This is a genomic window from Pseudomonas sp. BS-2016, assembly GCF_001806145.1.
Lineage (GTDB): Bacteria > Pseudomonadota > Gammaproteobacteria > Pseudomonadales > Pseudomonadaceae > Aquipseudomonas > Aquipseudomonas lundensis.
Genome location: NZ_MLCT01000019.1, coordinates 102620 through 119042, shown reverse-complemented (window position 1 = coordinate 119042; position 16423 = coordinate 102620). Strand labels below are relative to the sequence as shown.

General features: G+C 58.1%; 18 protein-coding genes. 10 read left to right on the top strand and 8 right to left on the bottom strand.

Annotated features, from left to right (window positions below):
- Positions 1-41: 41 nt before the first annotated feature.
- From BKD70_RS10910 to BKD70_RS10895, 4 genes are all read left to right on the top strand, one after another.
- Positions 42-1418 carry an L-serine ammonia-lyase gene (locus BKD70_RS10910; protein ID WP_047277092.1) on the top strand — a complete coding sequence of 459 codons (1377 nt, stop codon included), beginning with the start codon at positions 42-44 and terminating at the stop codon, positions 1416-1418.
- A 17-nt stretch (positions 1419-1435) separates the two neighbouring features.
- Positions 1436-2560, top strand: coding sequence for a glycine cleavage system aminomethyltransferase GcvT (gcvT, locus tag BKD70_RS10905; protein ID WP_047277094.1), 1125 nt, complete (start codon positions 1436-1438; stop codon positions 2558-2560).
- Positions 2561-2948: 388 nt separating this feature from the next.
- Entirely contained in the window at positions 2949-3161 is a 213-nt protein-coding gene (locus BKD70_RS10900) for a cold-shock protein (RefSeq protein ID WP_007977299.1), read from the top strand.
- A 94-nt stretch (positions 3162-3255) separates the two neighbouring features.
- The gene (locus BKD70_RS10895) at positions 3256-3747 is read left to right on the top strand and encodes an RDD family protein (protein ID WP_047277097.1); all 492 of its coding nucleotides are present in this window, start codon (positions 3256-3258) and stop codon (positions 3745-3747) included.
- A gap of 104 nt (positions 3748-3851) precedes the next feature.
- Here BKD70_RS10895 and BKD70_RS10890 read toward each other — a convergent pair whose 3' ends face one another.
- From BKD70_RS10890 to rpoE, 4 genes are all read right to left on the bottom strand, one after another.
- Positions 3852-5282: a DegQ family serine endoprotease gene (locus BKD70_RS10890; protein ID WP_371913987.1), complete on the bottom strand. Its 1431-nt coding sequence runs from the start codon at positions 5280-5282 to the stop codon at positions 3852-3854.
- 187 nt (positions 5283-5469) lie between these two features.
- The gene (locus tag BKD70_RS10885) at positions 5470-6432 is read right to left on the bottom strand and encodes a MucB/RseB C-terminal domain-containing protein (RefSeq protein WP_047277102.1); all 963 of its coding nucleotides are present in this window, start codon (positions 6430-6432) and stop codon (positions 5470-5472) included.
- A gap of 7 nt (positions 6433-6439) precedes the next feature.
- On the bottom strand, positions 6440-7030 hold the full coding sequence (locus tag BKD70_RS10880; RefSeq protein ID WP_047277104.1) for a sigma-E factor negative regulatory protein: 591 nt from the start codon (positions 7028-7030) through the stop codon (positions 6440-6442).
- Between the two features lie 31 nt (positions 7031-7061).
- Entirely contained in the window at positions 7062-7643 is a 582-nt protein-coding gene (gene rpoE, locus BKD70_RS10875; RefSeq protein WP_047277106.1) for an RNA polymerase sigma factor RpoE, read from the bottom strand.
- A gap of 512 nt (positions 7644-8155) precedes the next feature.
- Between rpoE and nadB the strand changes: the two genes are divergently transcribed.
- Positions 8156-9772 carry an L-aspartate oxidase gene (gene nadB, locus BKD70_RS10870; RefSeq protein ID WP_047277107.1) on the top strand — a complete coding sequence of 539 codons (1617 nt, stop codon included), beginning with the start codon at positions 8156-8158 and terminating at the stop codon, positions 9770-9772.
- Here the strand turns inward: nadB and BKD70_RS24200 are convergent.
- Both BKD70_RS24200 and BKD70_RS10865 read right to left on the bottom strand, forming a co-directional pair.
- Positions 9741-10193, bottom strand: coding sequence for a protein YgfX (locus tag BKD70_RS24200; protein WP_080960236.1), 453 nt, complete (start codon positions 10191-10193; stop codon positions 9741-9743). The two genes, nadB and BKD70_RS24200, sit on opposite strands and share 32 nt — an antisense overlap.
- Positions 10177-10431, bottom strand: a complete 255-nt coding sequence (locus BKD70_RS10865; protein ID WP_047277109.1) for a succinate dehydrogenase assembly factor 2 — start codon at positions 10429-10431, stop codon at positions 10177-10179. Before BKD70_RS10865 ends, BKD70_RS24200 begins: the two co-directional genes overlap by 17 nt.
- A gap of 150 nt (positions 10432-10581) precedes the next feature.
- On the opposite strand from BKD70_RS10865, the gene BKD70_RS10860 reads away from it, so the two are divergent.
- Both BKD70_RS10860 and BKD70_RS10855 read left to right on the top strand, forming a co-directional pair.
- A complete protein-coding gene (locus BKD70_RS10860; RefSeq protein ID WP_047277112.1) occupies positions 10582-11523 on the top strand; it encodes a folate-binding protein YgfZ in 942 nt (313 codons plus the stop codon).
- Between the two features lie 39 nt (positions 11524-11562).
- Positions 11563-12384: an HDOD domain-containing protein gene (locus tag BKD70_RS10855; protein WP_047277113.1), complete on the top strand. Its 822-nt coding sequence runs from the start codon at positions 11563-11565 to the stop codon at positions 12382-12384.
- Between the two features lie 35 nt (positions 12385-12419).
- On the opposite strand, the gene BKD70_RS10850 is transcribed toward BKD70_RS10855, so the two are convergent.
- Entirely contained in the window at positions 12420-13811 is a 1392-nt protein-coding gene (locus tag BKD70_RS10850; RefSeq protein ID WP_047277114.1) for a sensor histidine kinase, read from the bottom strand.
- Positions 13804-14475, bottom strand: coding sequence for a response regulator (locus tag BKD70_RS10845; RefSeq protein WP_047277116.1), 672 nt, complete (start codon positions 14473-14475; stop codon positions 13804-13806). The genes BKD70_RS10850 and BKD70_RS10845 overlap by 8 nt, the downstream gene beginning before the upstream one ends.
- Before the next feature lie 236 nt (positions 14476-14711).
- On the opposite strand from BKD70_RS10845, the gene BKD70_RS25020 reads away from it, so the two are divergent.
- Genes BKD70_RS25020 through BKD70_RS10835 form a run of 3 tightly spaced genes read left to right on the top strand, consistent with a single transcriptional unit; the run spans position 14712 to position 16422 of the window.
- Positions 14712-14879 carry a hypothetical protein gene (locus BKD70_RS25020; RefSeq protein ID WP_159434370.1) on the top strand — a complete coding sequence of 56 codons (168 nt, stop codon included), beginning with the start codon at positions 14712-14714 and terminating at the stop codon, positions 14877-14879.
- A 49-nt stretch (positions 14880-14928) separates the two neighbouring features.
- A complete protein-coding gene (locus BKD70_RS10840; protein WP_047277118.1) occupies positions 14929-15906 on the top strand; it encodes a tripartite tricarboxylate transporter substrate binding protein in 978 nt (325 codons plus the stop codon).
- 57 nt (positions 15907-15963) lie between these two features.
- Positions 15964-16422 carry a tripartite tricarboxylate transporter TctB family protein gene (locus BKD70_RS10835; protein WP_047277119.1) on the top strand — a complete coding sequence of 153 codons (459 nt, stop codon included), beginning with the start codon at positions 15964-15966 and terminating at the stop codon, positions 16420-16422.
- Position 16423 lies beyond the last annotated feature (1 nt).

Here is a 16423-nt window from a genome sequence, read left to right as displayed (position 1 = left end):
TGACCTTATGCCAATCCTTTTATAAGAAACCGGAGAACCCCATGTCGTTAAGCGTGTTCGACCTGTTCAAAATTGGCATCGGCCCTTCCAGCTCACACACCGTTGGTCCCATGCGGGCCGCTGCGCGGTTTGTTGAAGGGTTGCAGCGTGATGCGTTATTGCAACAAACAGCCTGCGTCAAAGTGGAACTGTATGGCTCGCTCGGGGCCACCGGCAAAGGTCACGGCAGTGACAAGGCGGTGCTGCTGGGGCTCGAAGGCGAACACCCGGACACCGTCAATACGGACACCGTGGACGAACGTCTGGCCACGATTCGCCACAGCGGCCACCTCAACCTGCTGGGCCTCCACAGCATCGAATTCAACGAAAAGCTGCACCTAGCGATGATTCGTAAACCCCTTCCCTATCACCCGAACGGCATGATTTTTCGCGCCCTAGACGACGCTGGCATTCAGATCCGCAGCCGCGAGTATTACTCGGTGGGGGGCGGCTTTGTGGTGGACGAAGGGGCGGCGGGCGCTGACCGGATCGTCGAGGACAGCACTGAACTCACTTACCCGTTCAAGACCGCCAAAGACCTGTTGCGCCACTGCGTCACCCACCACCTGTCGATCAGCCAGGTCATGCTGGCCAACGAGCGGGCGTGGCGACCCGAAGCCGAGACCCGTAGCGGGTTGCTGAACATCTGGCAAGTGATGCAGGACTGCGTCAGCGCGGGCTGTCGACATGAAGGCATTCTGCCTGGCGGGTTGAAGGTCAAACGTCGGGCCGCGGCCTTGCATCGTCAGTTATGCGCCCACCCTGAAGCCTCATTGCGCGACGCGTTGTCGGTGCTCGACTGGGTCAACCTGTACGCGCTGGCGGTGAACGAAGAAAACGCCAACGGTGGCCGTGTGGTCACGGCACCGACCAACGGCGCGGCCGGCATTATTCCGGCGGTGCTGCATTACTACATGCGCTTTATCGGTGGCGCCAATGAAGACGGCGTGGTGCGCTTTTTGCTGACGGCGGCGGCCATCGGCATTTTGTACAAAGAAAACGCGTCGATTTCCGGGGCCGAAGTGGGCTGCCAGGGTGAAGTCGGTGTGGCGTGCTCCATGGCCGCCGGCGCCTTGTGCGAGGTGCTCGGCGGCACGGTGCAGCAAGTCGAAAACGCCGCCGAAATTGGCATGGAACACAACCTGGGGCTGACCTGCGACCCCATTGGCGGTCTGGTGCAAGTGCCTTGTATCGAGCGCAACGCCATGGGTTCAGTGAAAGCCATCAACGCTGTACGCATGGCCCTGCGCGGCGACGGCCAGCATTTTGTTTCGCTGGATAAAGTGATCCGCACCATGCGCCAGACTGGCGCCGACATGAAAAGCAAATACAAAGAAACGGCTCGCGGCGGCCTGGCCGTCAACATTATTGAGTGCTGATTTTCAAGGAGTCATGAATGTCTACCGAACCCCTGCTTAAAACCCCGCTGCACGCCCTTCACTTGGAGCTAGGCGCGCGCATGGTGCCGTTTGCTGGCTATGACATGCCGGTGCAATACCCGCTGGGCGTGCTGAAGGAGCATTTACACACCCGTGAGCACGCCGGGTTGTTCGATGTCTCGCACATGGGCCAGATCCGGCTGCGCGGTGCGCAGGCAGCCCAAGGCCTGGAGACGCTGGTCCCGGTGGATATCCTTGACCTGCCGGTGGGCATGCAGCGCTATGCCATGTTTACCAACGAGCAAGGCGGCATTCTGGATGACCTGATGGTGGCCAATCTGGGCAATGACACGTTGTTTCTGGTGGTCAACGCCGCCTGCAAGGAACAGGACCTCGCGCACCTGCGTCAACACTTGGGCGATCGCTGCGAGATTGAACCGCTGTTTGAATCTCGCGCACTGCTCGCCTTGCAAGGTCCCGATGCAGTCAACGTGCTGGCGCGTTTGGCACCGGACGTGGCCAAGATGACGTTCATGCAGTTTGCCCCGGTCAAACTGATGGGCGCGGACTGCTACGTCAGTCGCTCTGGCTATACCGGTGAGGACGGTTTTGAGATTTCAGTACCGCGCGAACAAGCTGAAGCACTCGCGCGGCATTTGCTCGACCAAACCGAAGTCAAGGCCATCGGCCTGGGTGCGCGGGACTCACTGCGACTCGAAGCCGGATTGTGCCTGTACGGCCATGACATGACTGACGCCACCACACCGATTGAAGCCAGTTTGCTGTGGGCCATTTCAAAGGCGCGCCGCGCAGACGGGCCTCGTGCAGGCGGCTTCCCGGGGGCAGAAACAATCTTCGCCCAACAACAAGGCGGCGTTGCACGCAAACGGGTCGGCCTGCTGCCCCAAGAGCGAACACCCGTGCGCGAAGGAGCCGAGATTGTGGATGCTGAAGGCACTGTTATTGGCCAGGTGTGCAGCGGTGGGTTTGGTCCGACGCTAGGAGCCCCGCTCGCCATGGGCTATCTGGACGTGGAGCATGCGCCTATGGACACCGAAGTATGGGCAATCGTGCGTGCTAAGCGAGTCGCGATGAAAGTGTCCAAAATGCCGTTTGTACCGCAGCGTTATTACAGAGGTTAAACGCTTCACTGGAAGTTACACAGTTGCATGTTTACGCCATGCGCGTGTCATGCAACTGCCCCATTACCGTGCAAACTTTCGATAGTGAAAGCGTGCACTTAATGTCGAAAATAATTGAACCTTTCTATACCGTCACTGTGCTGTAAAAAAGCGCCGGGGCCTCTGAAAATCAGGGATAGACGGTTTATTTTCGGGGCTTGTTTTTATCGTCTAAGTTGTCGTAGAGTTTGCCCACTGTGTTTGCATGGGTCGCTGGAATCGTGACCTGGGCAGTAGCTCTAAGTTTGCTACAACCCGTTCGACGTCTCTTACTTTCCTGCAACCCAGCACCAGTACTCTTTCAGGTGAAAGAGACTGTCATTAATTGTTAGCGTCAAGGAATTAAGAAATGTCCCAACGTCAGAGCGGTACCGTTAAGTGGTTTAACGATGAGAAAGGTTTTGGTTTTATTACGCCTGAAAGCGGACCGGATCTGTTCGTGCACTTCCGCGCCATTCAGGGCAACGGCTTCAAGAGCCTGAAAGAAGGCCAGAAAGTCACCTTCATCGCCGTGCAGGGCCAAAAAGGCATGCAGGCTGACGAAGTTCAAGCCGAAGCTTAACGTTCTCGTACAGAAAAGCCTCTGATGGTGACATCAGAGGCTTTTTTATGGGCGCAATTCCGTAAGATGGCTTTTTTCTTTTAGAGACCCTGCCATGTCGAAACAACCGTTAAGCCCTCAAGGCGCGTTTCCCGCCGCTGGACTGGGGCGCCGCCTGGCAGCCATGTTCTACGATTTTTTGTTGTGCACGGCGCTGATGATCGTCACCACGTTCCTTTACAAACTGATCATGATGGCTTTTATCGGCGAGGCCAAAATGCGTGCCTTGTCTGAAGCCGGTGCCCTTGACGGCGATCCGCTGCTGTCGACACTCCTGTTTTTTGTCTTGTTCGGCTTCTTTGCCAAGTTCTGGACCCACTCCGGGCAAACCCTGGGCATGCAAGTGTGGGGGGTTCGTGTTCAGAACGCAGACGGAACAGCTATCAGCCTGTGGCAGGCGCTGTTGCGTTTTATTGTGTCCATCGGCTCGTGGTTATGTTTCGGGCTCGGTTTTTTCTGGTCATTGATCGACAAGCAAAAACGCACCTGGCATGACATGTACTCCAACACGCAGCTCGTCAGAATTCCCAAGCAAAAAAAGAAATAACACGCCGCACAAAAAAAGCCCGTATCGCTTGATACGGGCTTTTTTGTTGTGCAGTGCTCACCTCAGGTGGAGATGACCTCCCTCACCCCAAGCGAGCGCACTGCTTACTCTGCCAGTTTGAAAGTAATGAAACTGGCACGGCCTTGACGCAGGACGCGCATTGACACCGAACGGTTTTTCGGCAATGCCTTGGCAATTTCAGTGAACTGCTTGGCATCGCTGATCGCCTGGTTGTTCAGGTGCGTGATGACGTCGCCTGGACGCAGACCAATCAAGGCAGCCGGGCCATCCTGAACATCCTTGATGATCACGCCACCTTTGATGTCGTTGGTTTTCTTCTGCTCGTCACTCAAGTCCGCCACAGAAACGCCCAGACGGTTGCTGCTGCGCTCTGCGCCGCTTGGCGAATCCATTTCCTTGCCTTCATCGGGGATGGCGCCCACGGTCAAGTCGAGGGTTTTACGCTTGCCGTCGCGCACGACTTCAAGGCTTGCCTTGCTGCCAGCCTTGAGTGCCCCTACCAGATGCGGCAAATCGGCTGACATGACAATCGGCTGACCGTTCATGCTGAGGATCACATCCCCCACTTGCAGCCCGCCTTTGGCAGCCGGACCGTCTTCCAGTACCTGGGCCACCAGCGCACCGGCGGGTTTTTCCAGACCGAAGGATTCAGCCAGGTCTTTGTTGACCTCCTGAATCACTACGCCCAGCCAGCCACGGCTGACCTTGCCACCGCTTTTGAGCTGGTTGGACACGTCCATCGCCACATCGATAGGGATTGCGAACGACACGCCCATAAAGCCGCCTGAGCGGGTGTAGATCTGGGAGTTGATCCCGACCACTTCACCGGCCAGGTTGAACAATGGGCCGCCCGAGTTACCGGGGTTGATGGGCACGTCGGTCTGGATGAACGGCACATAGCTTTCGTTCGGCAGGCTACGGCCGATGGCGCTGATGATGCCTTGGGTCACTGTGTGATCGAAACCAAACGGCGAACCGATGGCAACCACCCATTGGCCAGCCTTCAAATCTTGAGACTTGCCGAGTTTAAGCACGGGCAGGTTTTTGCCTTCGATTTTGAGCAGCGCCACGTCGGAGCGCGGATCAGTGCCGATCAGTTTCGCTTTCATTTCACTGCGGTCTGACAGGCGAACGATGATTTCATCCGCATCGGCCACCACGTGATTGTTGGTCAGGATGTACCCGTCAGGAGAAATGATGAAACCCGAACCCAGGGACTGGGCCTCGCGCTGACGCCCGCCGCCGCTGCGCGGTGGCTGCGGAATACTGCGTTCGAAGAAGTCACGCAGGCCTGGCGGCAAGCCTTCCAGATCTGGCATTTGCCCCATGCTGGAGACGCGACGTTCCGGGAGTTTCTGCGTAGTACTGATATTGACGACCGCCGGGGAAGCCTGTTCCACCAATTGCGTAAAGTCCGGCAGTTGCACCACCGACGCATCTGCCAGGGCCGGGACTGCCTGCCCTAGCATCATCACGGCCGCAAAAATGGGTAAGTAATTTTTCAATCGAGGCATCGACATACAGCTCCCGTTAATAGCAAGCAGAGTTAAGCGGCTGGCATTCAAAGTTCAAGGTCAAAGCATAGACCTTAATTTTGGATACCCGAAAACAAACAAGGCCAGAGCCTTTAGGGCTCTGACCTATAGAAAAAGATGAAACGTTTGGCAAATGAAATTCTTCACCAGACATTTCTGCGCACCACTATGGCTTGGCCTGTGTGGAGGCCTGACCCGGGCGCATATTCAATGCAATGCGCTCAGCGGTTCCGATCGGGATTTCCCCGACCACCGTGGCGAGCATATCGCCATTATTGGTGGTGAGATGCCTTGAAACCGCCGCAGTAGGCCCTAGCTGGACCCGTGTATCAGGGGCTGAAGCGCCATTGAGAGGCTCAAGAAAGACAGAAAATCGTGTCAAACCGTCGTCGTACAAGAGACTGGTGACTTCGGATTTGCTCTTCGGATCACGGTGAACGGTGCTGTTGACCAATTCAAAGCCCGGAGGCAGCCAGTCGGAGTGCCAATTATTGACTTGCTTGACGACAAGGTCTTTGGGCTCCAGAGCAGCGATCTGACGGCATTGAGCGCCGGGGTTGAGCAAGGTGACCTCTGGCGCATGAGGATCGAGTTCGGTGAACTGGAAGCGCTCCAGCAACTGCCCCTTGTCATTGAGTAACAATGACTTGAGCGGCAGACCGGTCTGGTTATCCAGATACAACTCAACCCCATAACGGTGCTGATCCCGAGGGGTCAGTGAGATGATGGCGACGGGACGCCCCGCTACGCGCGAATCACCCGACTTGGCGACGCTGTACCAGTTGCTGATTTTATCGGCATCCAGTTTACGTACCGCACTTGCAGATACCCCTGCGAGCCCGGAAACCAGCTTGCCCGTTACACATTCAGTACGACCATTGGTGCGAACGACCTCTTGCGCAGGGCCGTCAAGTTGCAGCAAGCGCTCACGAACGCTCCCATCCTGCACCAAGTGCCAGATGCTGTGGGTAGAAAAACTACCGTTGCGTTCGTAGACGAAAGTGCCTTGATAGCTCTGCTGCTGCTCAGCCTGACCGAGACGTTTAATCCAGTCCCGGGCTTCATCGGCATGGGCTGGTACTGCAAACCAGCCACTGAGCAACAGCGGTAACAGAGGGAGGACGCGCATGGTGGTCTTAACGGTTTTCCAGGCTGGCTGCACGAGCGTATGGCAGGACACCTTCAGTGCCTTTCATGGCGGCTTGCTGGGCATGCTGACGCAGGTAGCCGGGTAAACGCTGATCCTGCCAGCCGGACTGGCCTTGCAGTACACCGTTAGCCATCGGACCCGTCGCCTGATCGGCGCTTTCGCTGTAGTTGGCCAATACGGCAGGACCTTTAACCATCGGAGCGCTCATGCTTGGCTGGCTGCCTTGCTGGGCAAGTTGCGCACCCACGATGTCATCCTGGTTGTAAAGCCTTACACCTGCCAGTACTGCCACAGTCACCGAAGCAGCAACAGCCAGACGGCCAATGCTCTTCCAGGGACCACGGGCCACTTTGGCCGGGGTTTGCTCTTCGGCCAATGCAGCCGATACGGCCGATGCGATGTCCAGCCGTGGAATCATCAAATCCTTGTGCATTGCCGCACGGGCCACCTGGTAACGCGACCAGGTATCACGTGTGTGCGCATCGTCGAAGGCATTCAACACCCGACGTAGTTCCAGTTCGTCCGCTTCGTTATCCATCACCGCGGACAGCGATTCCTGCAGGGCTTCACGACTCATGGCGGTTCCTCTCTTGGCTGTCGCCGCTGTCTCAGGTTTCCTGCAACAAAGGTTGCAGGGCTTTATCGATGGCTTCCCGAGCGCGGAAAATCCGGGAGCGCACGGTACCCACCGGACATTGCATGACGCTCGCAATGTCCTCGTAACTCAGACCGTCGAATTCGCGTAAAGTTAACGCCGTTCGTAGATCTTCTGGTAATAGCTGAATCGTGCGATGAACGGTCCCTTCAATCTCGTCACGGAGCAATGCGCGCTCCGGCGATTCAAGATCTTTGAGGCCATGGTCACCATCGTAAAACTCAGCGTCCTCAGAACTCACATCACTGTCAGGCGGACGTCGACCGCGTGATACCAGGTAGTTTTTCGCCGTGTTAATGGCGATACGGTACAGCCAGGTATAGAAAGCGCTGTCACCGCGAAAATTACCAAGTGCCCGGTAAGCCTTAATAAAGGCTTCTTGTGCAACGTCCTGGGCTTCATGGGTGTCGTGCACAAAACGCACGATCAACCCGAGAATTTTGTGCTGGTATTTCAGCACTAGCAGATCAAATGCACGCTTGTCGCCACGCTGTACGCGCTCGACCAGCTGCTGATCCTCTTCCTGGGTTAGCATGAATACTCCTCATAAGACCGAGAGGGAGATTGCTTTGCTAAGTGATCAGGCTTGCAAACATAGACTCGGGCATTGCGCAAAAGTTCTCTCCCCCTGGCAAGTTTCCTGCGCACTCGGATTTGGCACGCACGAAAACGCAGCTCGGGCCTTGCCGGCTGCGTCGATAATCTTGTCGTTGAATTTACCTGCTGAAGCCGTACCGCAAGCTCCGCTTCAAAGCCAACGCTGCTCCCCTTCATGATGGGCAACCCTCTATGGAACATTGGCCTGTAGGAAAAGTTCAATATTCCGGCGAGGTGCCGCGCATTGTTTCACTGCATCGTCAGGGTGCTCTACACCCCTGGGGCCCGAACGATTCTGGCAGATTAATTCTGCAAATCGGCATACAGATCCCACACGAGTGAGGCACACTTCGTGCCCGCTGTAGTTTCACAATGCCATAAAGGCCCGGCTATTGTGCCGATCCCCCCCTCTATATACTAGTGGGCGCTTTTTTTGCGGACGTCAGAAGAATGAGCCAACATTTTCAACATGATGTGCTGGTGATTGGCAGCGGCGCTGCCGGTTTGAGCCTCGCGCTTACCCTGCCCAGCCATTTGCGCATTGCAGTCCTGAGTAAGGGCGATCTGGCCAATGGCTCGACGTTCTGGGCACAAGGTGGCGTAGCCGCCGTGCTGGATGATACCGACACCGTTCAATCCCATGTCGAAGACACGCTTAACGCCGGTGGCGGGCTGTGTCATGAAGACGCCGTGCGTTTCACCGTCGAACACAGCCGCGAAGCCATTCAGTGGCTGATCGATCAAGGCGTGCCCTTCACCCGCGATGAACCTGCCGACCCGCAGCATGCCGGTTTTGAGTTTCACCTCACCCGGGAAGGCGGGCACAGTCATCGGCGCATCATCCACGCCGCCGATGCCACTGGTGCGGCCATTTTCAAAACCTTGCTCGAACAGGCACAGCAGCGGCCCAACATTGAGCTGCTCGAACAACGGGTAGCGGTGGACCTGATCACCGAGCGCAGACTGGGCCTGGAGGGCGATCGCTGCCTTGGCGCCTATGTACTCAATCGCAGCAGCGGGGAAGTCGACACGTTCGGGGCGCGCTTCACCATTCTGGCGACCGGCGGAGCCGCCAAGGTCTACCTCTATACCAGCAACCCGGATGGCGCCTGTGGCGATGGTATTGCCATGGCCTGGCGCTCGGGCTGCCGAGTGGCGAATCTGGAGTTCAACCAGTTTCACCCTACCTGCCTGTACCACCCGCAAGCCAAAAGCTTTTTGATCACCGAAGCCCTGCGCGGCGAAGGGGCGCATTTAAAACTGCCAAATGGCGAGCGATTCATGCACCGCTTTGATCCGCGCGGTGAACTGGCGCCTCGCGATATCGTCGCCCGCGCCATTGACCATGAGATGAAGCGCCTGGGCATTGATTGCGTCTACCTGGACATCAGCCATCAGTCCGAAACATTCATCAAAACCCACTTTCCGACGGTGTATGAACGCTGCCTCGGCTTTTCCATCGACATCACCCGCCAGGCCATCCCGGTCGTCCCGGCCGCGCATTACACCTGCGGCGGCGTGATGGTTGACGCCCATGGCCGAACCGACGTCCCGGGCCTGTATGCCATTGGCGAAACCAGCTTCACCGGCCTGCACGGCGCCAACCGAATGGCCAGCAATTCGTTGCTGGAATGCTTCGTGTACGGCCGTGCAGCCGCTGACGACATCCTCTCGCAATTGCAACAAGTGGCCATTCCAGTGGCCTTGCCCAGTTGGGATGCCAGCCAGGTCACCGACTCGGATGAAGACGTGATCATCGCCCACAACTGGGATGAGCTACGGCGCTTTATGTGGGACTACGTGGGCATCGTACGCACCAACAAGCGATTGCAACGCGCGCAACACCGCGTGCGGTTGTTGCTGGATGAAATCGACGAGTTCTACAGCAACTACAAAGTGAGCCGCGACCTGATCGAGTTACGCAATCTGGCGCAAGTCGCCGAATTGATGATCCGCAGCGCCATGGCGAGGAAGGAGTCCCGTGGCTTGCATTACACCCTTGACTACCCGGACATGTTGCCCGAAGCACTGGACACTATTCTGGTGCCAACCACCTACGCCGACTGAATTTGAGCCGTACGCGCAAGCGCCTATGCTGATCGGGCGCCAGCGCGTCGCGGGGAATGCACACCGCTCGCACGCGGCGCTCCCCGCGTCGGCTGAAGCGCACAATCACCAACATCGGCAGCGCCATGCTGTCACGACGCAACTGCACCGCTTGCCAACCCGTGGCGCGACTCCATAGCTGCCAGCCCTCGGCCGTACGGCGCAACCCCGTAATAGCCGTCGGGTGAGTCAAGCGAATATGCCGTGGACACACCCAAATCCCATGAGACAGGCACGCTAAAACACCGAGCATGCGGGCCCAGAGGGGAATCGACAGAAGGCATATTGAGATCAGCGCCAAAGACTGGGCTGCGAGATACGCCGCCAGCAAGTGCCCGGAAGCACGCCAGCGGCATTCGAAATACTTACTTAGGCTGGACACGATCCAGAATCATGCGAACCATGCGCTGCAGCTCAGGGTCCTCAGACTCGCTGCGCTCCATGAACCAGCCAAACATGTCCTGGTCTTCACACTCAAGCAGCCTGCGATAGCACTCGCGGTCAACATCATTGAGGGTGGCATACACCTCTTTAACGAAAGGCACCAGCAGCACGTCCAGTTCAAGCATGCCGCGACGGCTGTGCCAGTAGAGACGATTGAGTTCAACATCTTCGACCATGGAGCGCTCCTCAAATAGAGCGCAAGTATACAGGCCGCTCCAACATAGACCAGTCGGCTTTGGTCGGGCCCCCACAGGTCCTGCGCGAACTATCCATTTGAGGATCGCCCCTCTATGATGTCCTTCAGACTTTTTGACCTGCGATGAACCATGGCCGACTCTGCTTTTTTCTGCACCCTGACCCACGAAGGCGTTCTTGCTGTGATCGGCGCTGACGCCAGCAAGTTTTTACAAGGGCAGCTGACCTGCAATCTCAACTACTTGAGCGACACGCGCTCCAGTCTGGGCGCGCGCTGCACGCAAAAAGGCCGCATGCAATCGAGCTTCCGTATCCTGCTTCAGCCCGACGGCTGCTTGCTGGCCATGGCGCGGGAACTGGTTGAGCCACAGTTGGCCGACCTGAAAAAGTACGCCGTCTTCTCAAAGTCCAAACTCACCGATGACAGCGCTAACTGGGTACGCTTCGGCCTCTCCGGTGCAGACGCAGTGCTGGCCGGGCTCGGGCTCGACCTGCCAGCCGACACCGACAGCGTCGTGCGTGCCAACGGCTTGATCGCGATTCGCGCCAGCCACAATCGTGCAGAACTCTGGGCCCCCGCCGATCAGGCCGACAGCGTCACCCGTGAACTTCACGCCCACTTGCCTCAGGCAAACCTCAATGAATGGTTGCTCGGGCAAATACGCGCCGGCATCGGTCAGGTGATGGAACAGACCCGCGAGCTGTTCATTCCGCAAATGATCAACCTGCAGGCCGTGGGGGGCGTGAGCTTCAAGAAAGGGTGTTACACGGGTCAGGAAATCGTGGCGCGCATGCAATACCTGGGCAAACTCAAGCGCCACCTCTACCGCTTGTCGCTCGACCTCAATGAGGTGCCATTGCCGGGAACTCCGCTGTTTGCCCCGACTCATAGCAGCGCCATTGGCGAAGTCGTGATCGGCGCCCGCAGTGAGCACGGCGTTGAACTGCTGGCTGTCCTGCAATCTGAAGCAGCACACGCCGGCGACGTGCATCTGGGTGATGCGCAAGGCCCTGAATTGACCCTTCTGGATCTGCCTTATCAACTGGACCGTGATCGCGAAATCCAGCGCTAAATTGCAACACCTTGAAACGCAGCATCCTAGAGAACAGAAATGAGCAACCTGGCGCATAAGGTCCAAAAGGATTTGATTCAGGCCATTACCAAAGATGACCTGGTTCTGCCCACGCTACCCGAAGTAGCGTTGAACATTCGCAAGGCCGCCGAAAACCCCGACATCAGCGTCAGCAACCTGAGCAAAGTGATTGGCCGTGACACCGCGCTGTCAGCGCGCCTGATCAAAGTGGTGAACAGCCCGCTGCTGCGCGCCGCTCAGGAGGTCACCAACCTGCACACCGCCATCACCCGATTGGGTGTCAACTACAGCAGCAACCTCGCGATCGGGCTGGTCATGGAGCAAATCTTCCATGCCCGCTCCGAGGTGGTTGAAAACAAAATGCGTGATGTGTGGCGTCAAAGCCTCGAAATCGCCGGCATTTGTTACGCCTTGTGCCGCCGTTGCACCTCCCTTAAACCGGATCAAGCAGCGCTGGGGGGGTTGGTGCATCAAATCGGGGTGCTGCCGATCCTGACCTACGCCGAAGAACACAACGAACTGCTCTCGGACCCGGTTTCCCTTAACCATGTCATCGAAAACATCCACCCGCTGATTGGCGACAAACTGCTGAGCGTCTGGGAATTCCCTGAAATGCTGGTCAAGCTGCCGGGCCAATATCTGGACTTTTCTCGCGAATCCGCAGCAGTGGATTACATCGACCTAGTGCAAATCGCCACGGTTTTCTGCCTTAAGCAGGGCGATTCCGCCCTCTTGAATCTTGAGCTGAGCACCCTGCCCGCCTTCAAAAGGCTGGGCCTTGATGGCATGAGCATCAAGCTGCAGGAAGAACTGAACGCCGCGCGCGTCATGTTCATCTGAGCCACACCGCCTTTAACCCCCTTCAGCAACCCCCTTCAGCGCTGGGCGTACACAAAACTGACCCGTACTTTCAACCCGCCTTGCGCGCCATCATGCAAAGTGATGTGTGCCAGATGGGCGCGACAGATCTCTCCCACAATCGCCAGCCCAAGCCCTGAACCCGCCACAGAGGGATTTCGTCGGTAAAACCGCTCGAATACCCGTTCACGGTCTTCATGGGGAATCCCCGGACCGTCATCTTCCACCTCCAGCACGGCAGGTTCAGTCACGCGCAAAATCACGTTGCCGCCCACGGGTGTGTGGGCCAGCGCATTGTCCATCAGGTTACTGAGCAACTCGTTGAGCAAGGTGGGCTCGCCGTGCAGCCACACAGGCCGGTCCGCTTCAAGTGCCAGCGCCACGCCACGCGCATGCGCCAGGGGCGCCATCGCCATGCCCAGCTCACGCGCCAATTGGCTCAGATCCAGTAACTGCGCGCCGCCTTCGGCAATCGCCCGGGCTCCGTTCTCCACCCGCGCCAACGACAGCAATTGATTGGCCAAGTGGGTCACCCTGTCCGTGCCCTGCACCGCCTGTGTCAACGTCGTGCGCCATACGTTCGGATCATGCGCGCGCAAGCCCAGTTCAAGCTGGGCCTTGAGCACCGCCAGCGGGGTTCTTAGCTCGTGGGCGGCATCGGCAATAAACTGCGCCTGACGTTCAAACTGCCCACGCAAACGCTCGGTAAAGTGGTTGAGCGCCTGCACCAGCGGCCACAGCTCACGCTGCACCGGCACTAACGGTAAAGGGCGCAAATCATCAGGCTCACGCTCCTCCACCGCAGTGCGCAAACGCTCCAGCGGACGCAACGCAGCGCTCACGGCAAACCACACCACCAACAGCGCGCCCAGCCCGAGCATGCCCAGACGCAGCACGGTGTCCGCCATCAGGCTGCGCGCCATCGCAACCCGCGCCTCATCGGTTTCTGCCACCCGAATTTCAGCCATGCCGTTCATGTTCGGCTCGCTGACGGCCTTGAGCAAACTCACTACGCGCACGTTTTGCCCCCGATACTGGCCATCATAAAAACGCGCCAGCGCCGGGTAATCGTCAGTCCGTAACGTACCGGGCGGCGGCGCTGGCAGGTTTTCGTACCCTGAAATCAGGCGCTGATGAATGTCATTGACCTGGTAGTAGATCCGCCCCGCGCTGTCATAGGCAAACGTGTCCAGCGCGACGTAGGGCACGTCGGCGCTCAGGCTGCCATCTCGCTGCGACAAGCCCGCCGCAATGGTGCGCGCCGAAGCCAGCAGGGTTCGGTCGTAAGCGGTGTCAGCAGCCTCGCGGCCGTTGAACCAGGCACTCAAACTGCTGGCCAGCATCAACACCACTAACATCAGCGTCAGGTGCCAGAGCAGTCGCCCGCGCAAACTGTCCAGCTTACGCATCACGGCTTTCCAGCAAGTAGCCCAGGCCACGAAAGGTCACGATCGCCACGGGCTGGCCGTCGAGTTTTTTTCGCAAGCGATGGACATAAATCTCGATGGCGTCCGGGCTTGCGTCCTCGTCCAGACCAAACACCTGCGCCGCCAGTTGTTCCTTGCTCATGACCCGCCCCGGCCGGGCAATCAAAGCCTCCAGCACCGCTTGCTCGCGGGAGGTCAAGGTCAGCAGTTCGTCACCGAGCGTAAAGCGGCGGGTTTCCAGGTCATACACCAACGCCCCGCAGCGTTGCTGACGTTCGCCGCCCAACACACTGCGACGCAACAGGGCTTTGACGCGGGCTTCCATCTCGGTCAGCTCGAAAGGTTTGGCCAGATAATCATCGGCGCCCAAATTGAGGCCGTGTACCCGATCCTTGACGTCACTGCGGGCAGTCAACATCAACACTGGCAGGGTTTTGCCACGGGCACGCAAACGCGCCAGCACCTCAAACCCATCCATGCGCGGCAGCCCCACATCCAGAATCGCTACGGCATAGTCTTCACTGGCCAACGCCAGATCGGCAGCCACGCCATCGTGCAACACGTCCACGGTCAGGCCGGTACTTTTCAACGCCTGAGCCACACTTTCGGCCAGTTGCGGCTGGTCTTCGACCAAGAGCACACGCATCGGATCGTCCTCATTATTGTTCTAGGCACCTGCCCTTCTTTGCGCGGAGTGTACAGACGCCAGCCCGGCTGTGAAGTACGAAACGGCGTGAAAAAGTCTTGAAAGGTTGGTGAAAGGTTGGCCGATTAGGATCCTGAAACGGACAGTTACAACTGTCTTCGCTATGGATGCCGTAGCGACCCGAAAAGCGCCCTGAAGCGTTTTCGCCAATAAGAACAATAATGGAGCACTGCCTCATGCCGGCTTTAAAGCCTTGGGCCACCTGGCCCGTCCGTTTATTGCGTATTCGCCAAATCGCCTCACTCAGCGCCAGGTTGCGCCTGCGACACCTGCTGCCTCGCCCCTCACTGCCACGCAATGCCACTGAAATCAGCTTGCTCATCGGTTTCGGTATCGCCTTGTAGTGACGCGGCCCCGCCCCTCTCTAAAAACAAAAACGCACCGGGAGACACCATGAATCAATCACTGCGCGCCCTTGCCCTTGCGGCCAGTTGCCTTGTGTTGGCGGGCCACGCGCTTGCCGAACCCAAACGCCCCGAATGCATCGCCCCCGCCTCACCGGGTGGAGGTTTTGACTTGACCTGCAAACTGGCGCAAAGCGCGCTGGTGAACGAAAAGCTGCTGAGCAAACCCATGCGCGTGACCTACATGCCGGGTGGCGTCGGGGCAGTGGCCTACAACGCGGTCGTGGCGCAACGCCCCGCAGATGCGGGCACGTTGGTCGCCTGGTCCAGTGGCTCATTGCTCAATCTGGCGCAGGGTAAATTCGGACGTTTCGATGAGGGCGCAGTGCGCTGGCTTGCCGCCGTGGGTACCAGCTATGGCGCCATTGCCGTTAAAAGCGACTCACCTTACAAAAACCTCGATGATCTGGTGCAGGCCCTTAAAAAAGATCCCAGCAGCGTGGTCATCGGCTCCGGTGGCACCGTAGGCAGTCAGGACTGGATGCAAACGGCGCTGATCGCCAAGGCGGCCGGCATCAACCCGCGCGACTTGCGTTACGTGGCGCTCGAAGGCGGCGGCGAAATTGCCACCGCCTTGCTCGGCGGCCACATTCAGGTTGGCAGTACGGATATTTCCGACTCCATGCCGCACATCCAGAGCGGCGACATGCGCATCCTCGCAGTGTTCTCTGACACCCGCCTGGATGAACCCGAAATGAAGAATATTCCCACGGCCAAAGAGCAAGGCTACGACATCGTCTGGCCAGTGGTGCGCGGCTTTTACCTTGGTCCAAAAGTCAGCGACGAGGACTACGCGTGGTGGAAAGGCGCTTTTGACACGTTGCTGGCCTCTGAGGAATTCGCCACGTTGCGCGATCAGCGCGAACTCTTCCCGTTCGCCATGACCGGCCCCGAGCTGGACACCTACGTGAAAAAACAGGTGAGCGATTACAAAGTGCTGGCCAAAGAATTCGGCCTGATCCAGTAACCGCCGCTGACAGTTGATTGCGCGCCGTACCGCCGGCGCGCAGCGCAGGAGTGAACCATGCTCTTACAACGCATTTTTGCCTCGGTGTTGCTGCTGGTCTGCGTCGGTCTGGCGCTGATGGCTTGGCCGTATCAGGCAGCATTTTCCTACGAGCCCGTCGGCCCCCGGGCTTTCCCGCTCTTAATGTTGGGCCTGATGGGGCTGGGCCTGATCTACATGATTGTGCGCCCGACGCCCGTGGTGCACAGCGAAGAAGACCCACAGCTGGACCGCGACACCCTGCTCAAGATCGCGGTATGCGTCGTGCTATTGCTGATCTTTGCCGGCACCTTCGAACCCCTGGGTTTTATCCTCAGCAGCATCCTGATTGGCATTCCGATGGCCCGTCTGTACGGCGGTCGCTGGATGCCCAGTGTCGTGATCATCAGTGTGATGAGCGTCGGCCTTTATCTGCTGTTCGATAAAGCCATGGACGTTCCACTGCCCCTCGGCCTGCTCGACGTTCTGGAGAACTGAT

Coding starts and splice junctions, on each gene's coding strand:
- BKD70_RS10910 (WP_047277092.1), top strand. CDS start 42: ATGTCGTTAAGCGTGTTCGACCTGTTCAAAATTGGCATCGGCCCTTCC.
- gcvT (WP_047277094.1), top strand. CDS start 1,436: ATGTCTACCGAACCCCTGCTTAAAACCCCGCTGCACGCCCTTCACTTG.
- BKD70_RS10900 (WP_007977299.1), top strand. CDS start 2,949: ATGTCCCAACGTCAGAGCGGTACCGTTAAGTGGTTTAACGATGAGAAA.
- BKD70_RS10895 (WP_047277097.1), top strand. CDS start 3,256: ATGTCGAAACAACCGTTAAGCCCTCAAGGCGCGTTTCCCGCCGCTGGA.
- BKD70_RS10890 (WP_371913987.1), bottom strand. CDS start 5,282: ATGCCTCGATTGAAAAATTACTTACCCATTTTTGCGGCCGTGATGATG.
- BKD70_RS10885 (WP_047277102.1), bottom strand. CDS start 6,432: ATGCGCGTCCTCCCTCTGTTACCGCTGTTGCTCAGTGGCTGGTTTGCA.
- BKD70_RS10880 (WP_047277104.1), bottom strand. CDS start 7,030: ATGAGTCGTGAAGCCCTGCAGGAATCGCTGTCCGCGGTGATGGATAAC.
- rpoE (WP_047277106.1), bottom strand. CDS start 7,643: ATGCTAACCCAGGAAGAGGATCAGCAGCTGGTCGAGCGCGTACAGCGT.
- nadB (WP_047277107.1), top strand. CDS start 8,156: ATGAGCCAACATTTTCAACATGATGTGCTGGTGATTGGCAGCGGCGCT.
- BKD70_RS10865 (WP_047277109.1), bottom strand. CDS start 10,431: ATGGTCGAAGATGTTGAACTCAATCGTCTCTACTGGCACAGCCGTCGC.
- BKD70_RS10860 (WP_047277112.1), top strand. CDS start 10,582: ATGGCCGACTCTGCTTTTTTCTGCACCCTGACCCACGAAGGCGTTCTT.
- BKD70_RS10855 (WP_047277113.1), top strand. CDS start 11,563: ATGAGCAACCTGGCGCATAAGGTCCAAAAGGATTTGATTCAGGCCATT.
- BKD70_RS10850 (WP_047277114.1), bottom strand. CDS start 13,811: ATGCGTAAGCTGGACAGTTTGCGCGGGCGACTGCTCTGGCACCTGACG.
- BKD70_RS10845 (WP_047277116.1), bottom strand. CDS start 14,475: ATGCGTGTGCTCTTGGTCGAAGACCAGCCGCAACTGGCCGAAAGTGTG.
- BKD70_RS25020 (WP_159434370.1), top strand. CDS start 14,712: ATGCCGGCTTTAAAGCCTTGGGCCACCTGGCCCGTCCGTTTATTGCGT.
- BKD70_RS10840 (WP_047277118.1), top strand. CDS start 14,929: ATGAATCAATCACTGCGCGCCCTTGCCCTTGCGGCCAGTTGCCTTGTG.
- BKD70_RS10835 (WP_047277119.1), top strand. CDS start 15,964: ATGCTCTTACAACGCATTTTTGCCTCGGTGTTGCTGCTGGTCTGCGTC.